The sequence below is a fragment of the Vibrio sp. D417a genome (assembly GCF_030248595.1).
Taxonomy (GTDB): Bacteria; Pseudomonadota; Gammaproteobacteria; order Enterobacterales; family Vibrionaceae; genus Vibrio; species Vibrio alginolyticus.
The window spans coordinates 413,799-427,508 of record NZ_JAHGAM010000015.1 but is presented as its reverse complement, the minus strand read 5'-3'; the positions used below and the strand labels follow the sequence as shown (position 1 = coordinate 427,508).

13 protein-coding genes are annotated in these 13,710 nt (G+C 45.9%); all 13 read left to right on the top strand.

Annotation, left to right across the window (positions count from 1 at the left end; translation table 11 throughout):
- Nucleotides 1-471, top strand: a 471-nt coding sequence (locus KI742_RS15695; protein ID WP_285385236.1) for a flagellin, incomplete at its 5' end; no start/stop codon positions are given.
- Between the two features lie 288 nt (nucleotides 472-759).
- Entirely contained in the window at nucleotides 760-1,890 is a 1,131-nt protein-coding gene (locus KI742_RS15690; RefSeq protein ID WP_005380449.1) for a flagellin, read from the top strand.
- Between the two features lie 92 nt (nucleotides 1,891-1,982).
- Nucleotides 1,983-2,417, top strand: coding sequence for a flagellar protein FlaG (gene flaG, locus KI742_RS15685; RefSeq protein WP_005380451.1), 435 nt, complete (start codon nucleotides 1,983-1,985; stop codon nucleotides 2,415-2,417).
- Nucleotides 2,418-2,438: 21 nt separating this feature from the next.
- Nucleotides 2,439-4,433: a flagellar filament capping protein FliD gene (gene fliD / locus KI742_RS15680; protein WP_065274750.1), complete on the top strand. Its 1,995-nt coding sequence runs from the start codon at nucleotides 2,439-2,441 to the stop codon at nucleotides 4,431-4,433.
- A 3-nt stretch (nucleotides 4,434-4,436) separates the two neighbouring features.
- Nucleotides 4,437-4,742: a flagellar protein FliT gene (locus KI742_RS15675; RefSeq protein WP_005380456.1), complete on the top strand. Its 306-nt coding sequence runs from the start codon at nucleotides 4,437-4,439 to the stop codon at nucleotides 4,740-4,742.
- 12 nt (nucleotides 4,743-4,754) lie between these two features.
- The gene (fliS, locus tag KI742_RS15670; protein WP_005380457.1) at nucleotides 4,755-5,165 is read left to right on the top strand and encodes a flagellar export chaperone FliS; all 411 of its coding nucleotides are present in this window, start codon (nucleotides 4,755-4,757) and stop codon (nucleotides 5,163-5,165) included.
- Between the two features lie 287 nt (nucleotides 5,166-5,452).
- Nucleotides 5,453-6,919, top strand: a complete 1,467-nt coding sequence (locus KI742_RS15665; RefSeq protein ID WP_005384490.1) for a sigma-54 dependent transcriptional regulator — start codon at nucleotides 5,453-5,455, stop codon at nucleotides 6,917-6,919.
- A 199-nt stretch (nucleotides 6,920-7,118) separates the two neighbouring features.
- On the top strand, nucleotides 7,119-8,150 hold the full coding sequence (locus KI742_RS15660; RefSeq protein WP_005380459.1) for a PAS domain-containing sensor histidine kinase: 1,032 nt from the start codon (nucleotides 7,119-7,121) through the stop codon (nucleotides 8,148-8,150).
- A 36-nt stretch (nucleotides 8,151-8,186) separates the two neighbouring features.
- A complete protein-coding gene (locus KI742_RS15655) occupies nucleotides 8,187-9,596 on the top strand; it encodes a sigma-54 dependent transcriptional regulator (RefSeq protein ID WP_225455688.1) in 1,410 nt (469 codons plus the stop codon).
- Nucleotides 9,597-9,718: 122 nt separating this feature from the next.
- Nucleotides 9,719-10,030, top strand: a complete 312-nt coding sequence (fliE, locus tag KI742_RS15650) for a flagellar hook-basal body complex protein FliE (protein WP_005384482.1) — start codon at nucleotides 9,719-9,721, stop codon at nucleotides 10,028-10,030.
- Between the two features lie 14 nt (nucleotides 10,031-10,044).
- Entirely contained in the window at nucleotides 10,045-11,787 is a 1,743-nt protein-coding gene (fliF, locus tag KI742_RS15645) for a flagellar basal-body MS-ring/collar protein FliF (protein ID WP_053306693.1), read from the top strand.
- Nucleotides 11,780-12,835: a flagellar motor switch protein FliG gene (gene fliG / locus KI742_RS15640; protein ID WP_005380470.1), complete on the top strand. Its 1,056-nt coding sequence runs from the start codon at nucleotides 11,780-11,782 to the stop codon at nucleotides 12,833-12,835. Before fliF ends, fliG begins: the two co-directional genes overlap by 8 nt.
- Before the next feature lie 71 nt (nucleotides 12,836-12,906).
- Nucleotides 12,907-13,707, top strand: a complete 801-nt coding sequence (gene fliH, locus KI742_RS15635) for a flagellar assembly protein FliH (protein WP_005380472.1) — start codon at nucleotides 12,907-12,909, stop codon at nucleotides 13,705-13,707.
- Nucleotides 13,708-13,710: the final 3 nt, after the last annotated feature.

Genomic DNA, 13,710 nt, shown 5'->3' with positions numbered 1-13,710 from the left:
CTTGCGACTTACATTAACGGTCAAACTGACCTAGTGAAAGCCTCAGTAGACCAAGACGGTAAACTGCAAATCTTTGCTGGCAACAACAAAGTCGAAGGCGAAGTCGAGTTTTCAGGCGGCCTATCTGGTGAGCTAGGTTTGGGCGAAGGTAAAAAAGTGACGGTAGATACTATCGACGTAACCTCAGTCGGTGGCGCACAAGAATCTGTTGCTATCATCGATGCGGCACTGAAATACGTAGACAGCCACCGCGCAGAGCTGGGTGCTTTCCAGAACCGTTTCAACCATGCAATCAGCAACTTGGACAACATTAACGAGAATGTGAACGCGTCGAAGAGCCGTATCAAAGATACAGATTTCGCGAAAGAAACGACGGCAATGACCAAGTCACAAATTCTATCGCAAGCGTCAAGCTCAATCCTTGCGCAAGCGAAACAAGCGCCAAACTCAGCGCTAAGTCTGCTAGGTTAATTTCAAACCTAAGACGAGAACCTCATTGGCTCGTGGTGAGAGATGAGCGAGTAAACCCAGCTTCGGCTGGGTTTTTTTCTGTCTTTTGGGGCCCCAGGATTTCTGCGAATCACGACATTAGAGCTTCATCACATTTCAGTAAGCCAAAGAAAATAATCGCAAAAAATTGAAAATTTCTTCTAAAGGATATTCATCGGTCGCCGTTAAAGGGACTGAGAGAAATGAGATGTACCTAAGTGAGGTGAGAGACACGACGGTACATTCACTAAAGCCTTAAGGAGATCAATTATGGCGATTAACGTTAATACTAACGTTTCTGCGATGACTGCACAGCGTTACCTAAACCAGGCAGCTGACGGTCAACAAAAATCAATGGAGCGTTTGTCTTCGGGTTATAAAATCAATAGCGCGAAAGACGATGCTGCAGGTCTACAGATTTCAAACCGCTTGAATGCACAAAGCCGTGGCCTAGACATGGCAGTGAAAAACGCAAACGACGGTATTTCTATTGCACAGGTTGCTGAAGGTGCAATGAATGAATCTACCAACATCCTACAACGTATGCGTGATCTTTCGCTTCAATCTGCGAACGGTTCTAACTCAAAAGCAGAACGTGTAGCGATCCAAGAAGAAGTAACAGCGCTAAACGACGAGCTAAACCGTATTGCTGAAACTACCTCTTTCGGTGGTAACAAGCTTCTAAACGGTACTTACGGTACTCAATCTTTCCAAATCGGTGCGGACTCAGGTGAAGCCGTGATGCTTTCTATGGGTAACCTACGCTCAGACACTTCAGCAATGGGTGGTAAGAGCTACGCAGCAGAAGAGGGTAAAGACGCATCTTGGACTGTTGGTGAGAAAACAGAGTTCAAAATGAGCTACACCAACAAGCAGGGTGAAGAGAAAGAGCTATCAATCAGCGCTAAGCAAGGCGATGATATTGAGCAGCTAGCGACATACATCAACGGTCAAAACGATGATGTAAAAGCCTCTGTTGGCGAAGATGGCAAACTACAAGTATTTGCTTCTTCTCAAAAAGTTGAAGGTGATGTTGAGTTTTCTGGCAACCTAGCAGACGAGATCGGCTTTGGTGGCCCGAAAGACGTAACAGTGAAAGACATCGACGTAACCACAGTAGCTGGCTCTCAAGAAGCAGTAGCGGTTATCGACGGTGCTCTTAAGTCCGTAGACAGCCAACGAGCTTCACTCGGTGCTTTCCAAAACCGCTTCAACCACGCAATCAGCAACCTAGACAACATTAACGAGAACGTTAACGCGTCTAAAAGCCGTATTAAAGATACTGATTACGCGAAGGAAACCACTGCGATGACTAAGTCGCAAATTCTTCAGCAAGCAAGTACTTCAATCCTGGCTCAAGCGAAGCAGTCTCCATCTGCAGCGCTAAGCTTGTTGGGCTAAGTGGTAAACCCAGCCTGAGGTCAACACCTTAGTGCTGGGGCACCAAAGCGATAGATTCTATCGTTAGCCCATAAGGTGGAAGGGAGATTGTAATGGATATATCCTCCTACGCATCGAACATCCAGCCTTACGGCACGCCAAATGGCACAAAGTTTGCAAATAAAAATGGCAATGATATAGGCACGTCTAGCCCAGCAAATTCAAATGGTGAGATTTCGCCGCAAAAAGCGAAAAACACCGAATACGACTTCTCTGTTCAAGCTGCGCTCGAGATGGCTGAAAGCCGTCAAGAACTGAACAAAGAAGAACGTGAAAAATTGGTCGCGCAAATGAATGAATTTGTCACGTCCATAAACAAAGGAGTCGCATTTCGAGTGGATGAAGAATCCGGACGAGATGTGGTGACGATTTATGAAGCCAATACCGGTGACGTGATTCGTCAAATTCCTGATGAAGAAATGCTAGTGGTATTGCGTCGCCTAGCTGAGCACACAGCCAACAGCGGGTTGTTGACTGAAAAAGTGTAAGTCGTTTTTAGAGGTGATTTGATGAGTTTAGGCCCTTTGGGGATGTCTGGCGGCATGGATATTAATTCCATGGTCAGCAAAATTGTGGATGCCGAACGCGTACCAAAGCAGCAACGCATCGACAACGAACGCACGACAATTAATGCCAGTATCAGTGCTTACGGACGACTCAGAGAATCATTGGATACGATGAAAAATCTCATGGCGAACTTTCGTCAGGAGAAAGCATTTGCCGTTCGCACTGTCGAAACGACCGATGACAATATCGTATCTGCCACGGCAACCACAGATGCTATCGCTGGCAAATATGCTATCGATGTGTTGCAGCTTGCTCAGAGCCATAAAGTCGCTTCTGACGTATTGCCAGAAGACGCAAAATTTGGCCCTGGTAAGCTGCAGATTTCGCTTGGTGATGAGCGTTTTAATATCGATGTTCGTTCCCGATCTAAGCTCATCGATGTCGTACGTGGCATCAATGGCGCTAAAGATAACCCTGGCGTTCGTGCATCTCTTATTAACGACGTCGAAGGTCCACGCCTTATCCTTGCTTCTAACCTCTCTGGTAAGGATCATCAAATCAGAGTCAGTGTGGAGGCAGAAAAAGGCAACCCTCTTAAATATTTCGAATACCAAACACTTGAAGACCGCGTCAACGTGCTTGAAGAAGCTCGTTCAGCGGCGGAAGATGTCTTAGGTCCTCTTAAATTTCCGGAACAACCAGCAGAAGAGCTGGATGCAAACGGCAATCCTCTACCTCCAGAAGAGCAAAAAGCGGCAGACGATGTACAAGATGATGCATCGCAAGCGCTAATCTCTGCGGCGGGTGCGGAAGCAGCAAAAGCTGGTCAAGAAGCCATTGATGAAGCCAACCGACGCGCGAGTTTACGCCCTGAAGACAGAATTCCAGGGTGGACAGAAACTGCGTCAGGTACTTTGTTGGACTCTTATGAAGAACCAGAGCTCGAACTCGACGAAAAGGCAATAGAGAAGGCACCAGATGTTCCAGGCTGGAATAATGCCGCATCGGGCACCCTAACCGATTCTTACGTTACGACGAAAGAGGCTAAGCAGCTTCTTGAGCAAGAAAAAGCGGAAATCGAGCAAAAAATTGCGAGTGAAAAGCAAGCGTTAGACGAAAAAGTGGCACGTGGTGAACTTTCCGAAGCGCAAGCTAAGCAAATTCATCGCGCTAAACTTGATCCTCAAGAACGTGAGCGTCTGGAAAAAATTGATGAAGCAGAAGCGAAAATCGCAAAGGCACAATCTGCTTTTGAACAATACCTTGGGATGACAGAAGTACAAGCAGGGCAAGATTCAGAAGTACTGCTTGATGGAGTGGCAAAGCTATCTAGCCACAACAATGTGATTGAAGATGCGATCGAAGGTGTTGATTTAACACTAAAAGGCAAATCAGAACCGAATAAACCGCCTGCTGAAATTGGTGTCGAGTACGACCGTCAAAGTGTACGCAACGATATCGAAAACTTTGTGGCAGCGTATAACTCGTTTTATCAAACCTCCCAAGCGTTAGCGAGTGTGGATCCGGTAACGGGTCAAAAAGGGCCGTTGTCAGGTGACAGCACCGTACGCAGTGCAGATTCACGATTAAAATCGGTCTTTTCTACTCGAATCGATAAAGCACCTGAAAACCTAAAGTCCTTAACAGAATTTGGCATTACGACCACACGTCAAGGCACCCTAGAAATCAACTATGACATGCTAGACCGCCAGTTGAACAATAACTTCAACGAGTTAGAAAAGTTCTTCGGTGGCAACACAGGTTTTGCTAAACGAGTCGAAGATGCGATTCACGGTATCACAGGTATTACAGGCAGTATTCGTACTCGAGAAAAAAGTCTCACAGAACAAAACTACCGTTTGAGTGACGATCAAGCGGCATTAGATCGCCGCATGGAAAGCCTAGAGAAGCGTACTCATGCGAAGTTTACCGCGATGCAAGATGCGACCGGTAAAATGCAAGGCCAGTTGGGCGCTTTGATGAGTGCGTTGGGTTAATAAATGCAAAAAGAACTCATGGAAATTAGTGATATAGATCAACTAATTACGCAAGAATTAGAAAAAATTGATTTTAATGCTGAAGAAATTCTTCGCTTGGTCGATATCAGGGAACGGTTATTGCAAAACCTGTTACCAATTATTCATCAAAATCCTTTGGTTAAGCAGGATGCAGAGTGGCAAGCATTGCTAACTCGTACCAAAAGAATTGTCGAGCTGATGCAATCGGAAACGTCAAAGGTCGGAAAAGAGCTCCATAAGTTTCGTTATGGCCAGCGTTCACTTCAGCAGTACAAAAAATTTATTTAAAAGAGGATTACTATGCGCGGTTCTTTGCAAGCATACAAAAAGGTATCAGTCGACAGCCAGCTTAGCGCGGCTTCTCCGCACAAAGTCATTCAAATGCTTATGGCTGGTGCGATTGAGCGCCTTATTCAAGGTAAAGCAGCCATGCAAGCAGGCAATATTCCAGCAAAAGGTGAGCGCTTGGGTAAAGCGTTAGACATCATTATCGCGCTACGCAGCTGTCTATCTATGGATGACGGTGGTGATATTGCTTCAAACTTAGATTCACTGTATGAGTTTATGATCACGCAAATTTCTGCTGCTAACCATCAAAATGAGCCTCAGCTGATCGACGACGTTATTGACATTATCCGTGAGATCAAGTCCGCTTGGGACCAAATCCCAACAGAGTTTCATAATCTTACCGCTGCTGAAGTTGGTATTTAATAGTCAAAACAATGCGTTAAGATACTAGACGAATATATTTGTCAATTGCGCAACGAGTTGTGTAGCAAAGTTTCTATCAAGCTCACACCTCTCCATTGCTTGGTTGCCTTATTTTTATATTCAAATAAAATAGAAGCCATTAGTAGCCCTAATGGCTTTTTTGTTGCTGATTTTCCTATTTTGTCTATCGTAAATTGAGTGTGGTGGTTCTGCCTTCTTTAGCACCCAATTGCGCAAATCAAGGTTTGGCCGCAACGCACCTAAAATAAAGGCAATCATTCTTACTTATGCATGGTTTGGCAAAGCTGCTTGTAATTGATGATGACGCATCAAGTCGTTTAAATTTAAGCAATATATTGGAATTTGTTGGAGAAAATTGCGAAGCGGTCAGTTCTGATCAGCTCAGCGATGTTGATTGGTCTAGCGTATGGTCGTGCTGTATTGTTGGTAATATTCCAGCAGGTCAAGCGGCGAGTACGGTTATCTCTCATTTAAACAGCGCTTACCACATCCCTCTTCTAGTCATGGGCCGTTTTCCTTTGCCTGTTGATGATCTTCCAAATTTTGTTGGTGAACTAGAGCTGCCGCTTAATTACCCACAGCTTAGTGAAGCGTTACGCCACTGCAAAGATTTTCTGGGGCGAAAAGGAGTGAATGTTGTTGCTAGTGCACGCAAAAACACGCTTTTTCGCAGCTTAGTTGGTCAAAGTAGAGGTATTCAAGAAGTTCGACACCTGATCGAGCAAGTATCAAACACGGAAGCAAACGTGTTGATCTTAGGTGAGTCCGGTACGGGTAAAGAAGTTGTTGCGCGTAACATCCACTATCATTCTTCATACCGCGATGGCGCTTTTGTACCTATTAACTGTGGTGCAATACCGCCTGAGCTCCTAGAAAGCGAATTATTTGGTCACGAAAAAGGCGCGTTTACTGGTGCGTTAACTGCCCGTAAAGGTCGATTTGAGCTCGCAGATGGTGGCACTATCTTTCTTGATGAGATTGGCGATATGCCAATGTCGATGCAAGTAAAGTTGCTTCGTGTATTGCAAGAACGCTGCTTTGAACGTGTAGGTGGCAATAGTACCATCAAGGTAAATGTTCGAGTTGTGGCGGCGACACACCGTAATCTAGAAAATATGATTGAAGAAGGCACGTTCCGAGAAGACTTGTTCTATCGTCTGAACGTGTTTCCAATTGAGATGCCAGCGCTGAAAGAGCGCAAACAAGATATACCATTGCTGCTGCAAGAACTGATGACACGTTTAGAGGCGGAAGGCGGACAACCTATCTGCTTTACACCTCGTGCAATCAACTCACTGATGGAGCATAACTGGCCGGGCAACGTACGCGAGTTGGCTAATCTTGTTGAGCGAATGATTATTCTGTATCCAAATAGCTTGGTGGATGTAAACCATCTACCAACCAAATATCGCTACAGTGACATCCCAGAGTTCCAACCAGAGAGCAATCCATTTGTTTCGGTGGAAGAGCAAGAGCGTGATGTATTCCAAGATATCTTCTCTGAAGATTTTAGCTTTGAAGATCAAGACGACCTTGATCACAGCATGAACGCCCCGCAAGCGCTGCCACCGGAAGGGGTTAATTTGAAAGAGCTGCTGGCTGATTTAGAAGTTAATATGATCAGCCAAGCATTAGAAGCGCAGGGTGGCGTTGTAGCGAGAGCGGCCGACATGCTGGGTATGCGACGTACTACGCTGGTGGAAAAAATGCGTAAGTACAACTTACAGCGCTAGGTAAAGTGAAGTTTTAAGACGATATCTGAATTATCACTTGTGCTAGTTAACATCGTTTTTCTGGCATCCAAAACTGTTATCTCTGAGTGTCAACTTATTGTCGATAGCTTAACGTCCTGATAAATATAAAAAATAGCTTGGTACGCTAATTGCTTACCAAGCTATTTTAGTTTTAGCGGCGATATTTCGACAGGCAGTAATGGATAACAACACCAATCAATCCCATTTAGATTCCGTAGAGAATCAGGTTGAGCGCTACAAACAGGTGCTCGATGTGATGCCTGCTGGAGTGATTTTGCTCGATACGTACGGAGTAGTGCGTGAAGCAAATCCAGAAGCGCACCGAATTCTTGAGATTCCACTGGTTAACGAAAAATGGTTCAACGTTATCCAGGCGGTGTTTGACCCACGTGAAGATGATGGCCACGAAGTTTCATTACGTAATGGCCGTAAAGTTCGACTCGCCATCTCGGCGTCCACAACAGGTCAATTGATCCTGATTACCGATTTAACCGAAACCCGTTTACTTCAAGCTCGTGTCAGTGATTTACAGCGCTTATCGTCGTTAGGACGTATGGTTGCGTCGCTTGCTCACCAAGTAAGAACGCCGCTGTCGAGCGCTATGTTATATGCATCCAATTTGGGAGCGCCAAATCTTCCTCCAGCGACAAAAGATCGCTTCCAAACCAAATTAATGGATCGACTGCACGATTTGGAAAAGCAGGTTAATGATATGCTGCTTTTTGCTAAAGGTGGTGATAATAAAGTCATTAAGCCATTTACGATTGCCCAGTTGGTAGCGGAATACCAGCCGATGGTCGAAACCGCGCTAAAAAACAACAGTATTGATTACTGCCTAGAAGTGGAAGAAGAACAAACTGAACTACTAGGCAATGCGAACGCCATTGCATCCGCATTAAGTAATCTGGTCATGAACGCGATTCAAATGTCTGGTAAAGAATCGCAAGTCGATATTTTTTTCCGCCCGGTAAATGGTGAGTTACGCATTTCTGTGCAAGACAGCGGACCGGGTGTGCCCGAAGAACTGCAAGCCAAAATCATGGAGCCATTTTTTACCACACGTTCTCAAGGAACTGGATTAGGGTTGGCAGTTGTTCAAATGGTTTGCCGTGCCCATGACGGTCGATTGGAACTTATTTCAGAGCAGGGTGATGGAGCCTGCTTCACCATGTGCATTCCGCTAGAGCGAGTGCAAACAGAAGCGCAATAAGCGGCTTTTGGTAATAACAATTTCTGGAGAATCATAATGGCGCAAAGCAAAGTGCTGATCGTAGAAGACGATGAAGGTCTTCGTGAAGCCCTAGTCGATACTCTGGCTCTGGCAGGGTATGAATGGTTGGAAGCGGACTGTGCTGAAGATGCACTGTTGAAGCTGAAATCGAATACGGTTGATATCGTCGTTTCTGATGTGCAAATGGCGGGTATGGGTGGCTTAGTTCTGCTCAAAAGCATCAAGCAGAATTGGCCTAACTTACCAGTATTGCTAATGACGGCGTACGCCAACATTGAAGATGCCGTGTCTGCAATGAAAGATGGCGCGATCGACTACATGGCGAAACCATTTGCACCAGAAGTGTTGCTAAATATGGTCAGTCGTTATGCACCGATAAAAAGTGATGACAACGGTGATGCCATCGTTGCTGATGAGAAAAGTCTGCGCTTACTCGCGTTGGCCGATAAAGTGGCACGTACAGATGCGAATGTTATGGTGCTAGGTCCGAGTGGCTCAGGTAAAGAAGTGATGTCGCGCTATATTCACAACGCGTCAAATCGTAAAAATGGTCCTTTTGTCGCAATTAACTGTGCCGCGATTCCTGACAATATGCTCGAAGCAACACTGTTTGGCTATGAAAAGGGCGCATTTACTGGTGCTGTTCAGGCATGCCCAGGAAAGTTTGAACAAGCGCAAGGTGGCACAATCTTGCTTGATGAAATCAGCGAAATGGACTTGAACCTGCAAGCGAAGTTATTGCGTGTTTTGCAAGAGCGAGAAGTAGAGCGCCTTGGCAGTCGCAAAAGCATCAAGTTAGATGTTCGTGTGTTAGCGACGAGTAACCGTGATCTTAAGCAATACGTGTCAGAAGGAAACTTCAGAGAGGACTTATATTACCGCCTGAATGTATTCCCAATTTCGTGGCCTGCACTTAAAGAACGTAAAGGCGATATTGCACCGCTTGCCAAGCATCTTGCTGAGCGTCATTGCAGCAAAATGGGCATGCCAGTGCCTCAATTCTCGACCGTTGCGTTAGAAAAACTATTGCAATACCCTTGGCCGGGTAATGTTCGTGAATTGGATAACGTGGTTCAACGAGCGCTGATATTAAGTGAAAATGGCGACATCGATGCAGAGCACATTTTGCTTGAGGGCGTAGATTGGCAAGATGCCAATAGCTTGCAACACGTGGTGCAAAATGCAGATATGGTCGTGCCCAATGTTAAGCCAGTTGCTCAAGCTGAGAGTGTTAGCCGCCCAGTAACTGGTGGAGAAGGCTTAGGTAGCGAGCTGCGCGATCAAGAATACGCCATTATTTTGGAGACTTTGGTTGAGTGTAATGGTCGACGCAAAGAAATGGCGGAGAAACTGGGTATAAGCCCTCGAACCTTGCGCTATAAGCTTGCCAAAATGCGTGATGCTGGTATAGATATCCCGAATTAACACAGACAACAGCCATAAGACGAAAAGTGTAAGTAAATTGATTGCTAATGTCTTATGGCACGTTAATTGCTGTGTCAATAATCAGTTTTGTTAATAGTCAATCTTTTGGCTTAGAGGTGCTAATGAAAATTGATGGTATTCAGGCAGAAATGCGCGCCATGATGGTAGAAGCAACCAATACGGCTCCTACTGCAAGTGGGGCGAAAGTTGGAGCGGATTTTAACGATCTCCTAACTAAAGCCATCAATAACGTGAACACACTTCAAAAAGCATCTGGTGATTTACAAACCCGTTTTGATCGTGGTGATGCCGATGTATCCCTTTCTGACGTTATGATCGCTCGTAACAAGTCTAGTGTCGCTTTTGATGCGACGGTTCAAATTCGCAATAAACTCGTTGAGGCATATAAAGACCTCATGAACATGCCAGTGTAATTTAGGTAATAAGTGTGGCAGACAAGTCTACAGATTTAACCGTCACTGAAGGCGGCTCAGATGGTGCACTGGTAGCAAGTTCCGATGTGGATGTGGAGAGTCAAAATCCAGATCTAGAGGAGCGCAGTGCGTCAAAATTCGATATGGCAGTGGGCGACCTCGATTTACTTCGTCAGGTTGTGCTTGTGCTGTCGATATCCATCTGTGTTGCATTGATCGTGATGCTGTTCTTTTGGGTCAAAGAACCGGAGATGCGCCCACTTGGTGCGTATGAGACCGAAGAATTGATCCCCGTTCTGGATTATCTGGACCAGCAGAAAATCAATTATAAGCTTGATGGCAATACTGTTTCTGTTGAATCGAGTGAGTACAACTCGATCAAACTTGGCATGGTTCGTTCCGGCGTTAACCAAGCTACAGAAGCAGGCGATGATATTTTGCTGCAAGACATGGGTTTTGGTGTTTCACAACGTCTCGAGCAAGAGCGTCTCAAACTCAGTCGAGAGCGCCAATTGGCTCAAGCAATTGAAGAAATGAAGCAAGTTCGCAAAGCACGAGTGTTATTGGCACTGCCAAAGCACAGCGTATTTGTGCGTCATAACCAAGAAGCGTCTGCGTCGGTATTTTTGACATTGTCGACAGGCACGAACCTTAAGCAGCAAGAAGTGGATTCTATTGTCGACATGGTAGCGAGTGCCGTGCCGGGAATGAAAACTTCTCGAATTACCGTCACAGATCAGCATGGCCGCTTACTCAGCTCAGGCTCCCAAGATCCTGCTTCTGCGGCGCGACGCAAAGAACAAGAATTAGAACGCAACCAAGAACAAGCGCTGCGCGAAAAAATTGATTCCGTACTATTACCGATTTTAGGTTATGGCAACTATACGGCGCAGGTTGACATCCAAATGGATTTCAGTGCGGTTGAACAAACTCGCAAACGCTTTGATCCGAACACCCCTGCGACCCGCAGTGAGTACGCACTCGAAGATTACAATAACGGTAACATGGTAGCGGGTATTCCGGGTGCGTTGAGTAATCAGCCTCCAGCGGATGCCTCAATTCCGCAAGATGTGGCTCAAATGAAAGATGGTTCTGTCATGGGGCAGGGGTCAGTTCGTAAAGAGTCCACGCGTAACTTTGAGCTAGATACCACCATCAGCCACGAGCGAAAGCAGACCGGGACGGTGGCTCGTCAGACCGTTTCTGTTGCGATTAAAGACCGTCGTCAAGTTAACCCTGATACGGGTGAAGTGACTTATACCCCAATGTCCGAATCTGAAATCAATGCCATTCGCCAAGTATTAATTGGTACTGTTGGCTTTGATCAAGGCCGTGGCGATTTGCTGAATGTATTGAGTGTAAAGTTTGCTGAGCCAGAGGCTGAGCAGCTAGAAGAACCACCAATTTGGGAGCACCCTAACTTCAGTGATTGGGTTCGTTGGTTCGCAAGTGCATTAGTGATTATTGTGGTTGTGTTGGTTCTGGTTCGCCCAGCAATGAAGAAATTGCTTAACCCTACCAGCGATGATGAAGACGAAATGTACGGACCAGACGGCTTGCCGATTGGTGCGGATGGTGAAACTAGCTTGATTGGCAGTGACATTGAAAGCAGCGAACTGTTCGAGTTTGGCTCAAGTATTGATTTGCCAAACCTTCATAAAGATGAAGATGTATTGAAAGCGGTTCGCGCTCTGGTTGCGAATGAACCTGAACTGGCTGCTCAAGTAGTGAAAAACTGGATGAATGACAATGGCTAACGATATCGTACCTCAAGATGACAACGCCGCGGGAATGCCAGTAGAGCTGGATGTTTCAACCATTACTGGCGAAGAAAAAGCGGCAATTTTGCTACTGAGCCTTAATGAACAAGATGCAGCTGGCATTATCCGTCACCTAGAACCAAAACAGGTTCAGCGTGTTGGTAGTGCGATGGCTCGCGCGAAGGATCTCAGCCAAGACAAGGTATCTGCTGTTCATCGTGCGTTTTTGGAGGATATCCAGAAATACACCAACATTGGTATGGGCAGCGAAGACTTTATGCGTAATGCACTGGTTGCCGCTCTTGGTGAAGACAAAGCCAACAACTTAGTTGACCAGATCCTACTTGGTACGGGCTCAAAAGGTTTGGATTCTTTGAAATGGATGGACCCACGCCAAGTGGCGAGCATTATTGTCAATGAACACCCACAGATTCAAACTATCGTATTGTCTTATTTAGAAGCAGACCAATCTGCAGAGATTTTGTCTCAGTTCCCTGAGCGCGTGCGTTTGGATCTGATGATGCGTATTGCCAACCTTGAAGAAGTTCAGCCATCAGCATTGGCAGAGCTGAACGAAATCATGGAGAAACAGTTCGCGGGTCAAGCGGGTGCACAAGCAGCCAAAATTGGCGGCCTGAAAGCAGCAGCGGAGATCATGAACTACCTAGACAACAACGTCGAAGGTTTGTTGATGGAACAAATTCGCGATCAGGACGAAGACATGGCGACGCAAATCCAAGACCTAATGTTTGTCTTCGAAAACTTAGTCGAAGTGGACGACCAAGGTATTCAGAAGTTGCTGCGTGACGTACCACAAGACGTGTTGCAAAAAGCACTCAAAGGTGCAGATGACTCGTTACGTGAGAAAGTCTTCAAGAACATGTCTAAACGTGCTGCTGATATGATGCGTGATGACATAGAAGCGATGCCGCCAGTACGAGTGGCAGATGTAGAAGCCGCTCAGAAAGAAATCTTAGCAATTGCCCGTCGAATGGCGGATGCTGGTGAGCTCATGTTGTCTGGCGGTGCTGACGAATTCTTATAATTTCTATTGCTTCGCAATTATCCTATTGCGGAGCACCCTCACTTCTTAATCGAACACACAATAGGTAACCCATGGCTGGCGATAGAAAACGTGGATTTATCCGTCCTGATGAAGATGATTCGATGATCGAACCTCAACGTTGGGGGCTGCCTGATTATGGCGAGCCTAAAGCCAAACAAGCAAAACAAACCGCGTTCAACTATGACCCGGGGTGGGTGCCGAATTTTGATGAGCCTGAAGAAGAGCAGCCACTTGCGCTAACCGAAGAGCAAATTGAACTGATTAAGCAAGGTGCTTATCAAGAAGGCTTACATCAAGGTCAGGAAGCTGGCTTTAAGCAAGGTTACGACAAAGGTAAAGAAGAAGGGTTGCAAGCCGGCCATGCTGAAGGTCTCGAGCTCGGAAAAGCTGAAGGGGTAACTGCAGGGCAAGAATACATTCAGCAGCAAGTTGAAACTTTTATGAACTTGGCCAATCAGTTTGCTCAACCTTTGGAGTTGATGAATGCTCAGGTTGAAAAGCAGCTGGTGGATATGGTGCTCTGCTTAGTCAAAGAAGTGGTGCACGTTGAAGTACAAACCAACCCTCAAATTATTTTAGATACAGTGAAGCAGTCGGTCGAGGCGCTACCAATATCAGGCCACCCTATTACCTTGCACCTGAATCCAGAAGATGTCGCGATTATTCGTTCAGCTTATGGTGAAGAAGACCTTGATTGTCGCAACTGGACGTTAGTTGCTGAACCATCGCTCAATCGAGGTGACGTCCAGATTGAAGCCGGTGAATCAAGCATTAATTATCGCATGGAAGAACGCGTCAAAAGCGTATTGCACAGCTTTTGTGGCGCCAACCGTCATCAAGAGGGTGAGTAATCC

Coding starts and splice junctions, on each gene's coding strand:
- KI742_RS15690 (WP_005380449.1), top strand. CDS start 760: ATGGCGATTAACGTTAATACTAACGTTTCTGCGATGACTGCACAGCGT.
- flaG (WP_005380451.1), top strand. CDS start 1,983: ATGGATATATCCTCCTACGCATCGAACATCCAGCCTTACGGCACGCCA.
- fliD (WP_065274750.1), top strand. CDS start 2,439: ATGAGTTTAGGCCCTTTGGGGATGTCTGGCGGCATGGATATTAATTCC.
- KI742_RS15675 (WP_005380456.1), top strand. CDS start 4,437: ATGCAAAAAGAACTCATGGAAATTAGTGATATAGATCAACTAATTACG.
- fliS (WP_005380457.1), top strand. CDS start 4,755: ATGCGCGGTTCTTTGCAAGCATACAAAAAGGTATCAGTCGACAGCCAG.
- KI742_RS15665 (WP_005384490.1), top strand. CDS start 5,453: ATGCATGGTTTGGCAAAGCTGCTTGTAATTGATGATGACGCATCAAGT.
- KI742_RS15660 (WP_005380459.1), top strand. CDS start 7,119: ATGGATAACAACACCAATCAATCCCATTTAGATTCCGTAGAGAATCAG.
- KI742_RS15655 (WP_225455688.1), top strand. CDS start 8,187: ATGGCGCAAAGCAAAGTGCTGATCGTAGAAGACGATGAAGGTCTTCGT.
- fliE (WP_005384482.1), top strand. CDS start 9,719: ATGAAAATTGATGGTATTCAGGCAGAAATGCGCGCCATGATGGTAGAA.
- fliG (WP_005380470.1), top strand. CDS start 11,780: ATGGCTAACGATATCGTACCTCAAGATGACAACGCCGCGGGAATGCCA.
- fliH (WP_005380472.1), top strand. CDS start 12,907: ATGGCTGGCGATAGAAAACGTGGATTTATCCGTCCTGATGAAGATGAT.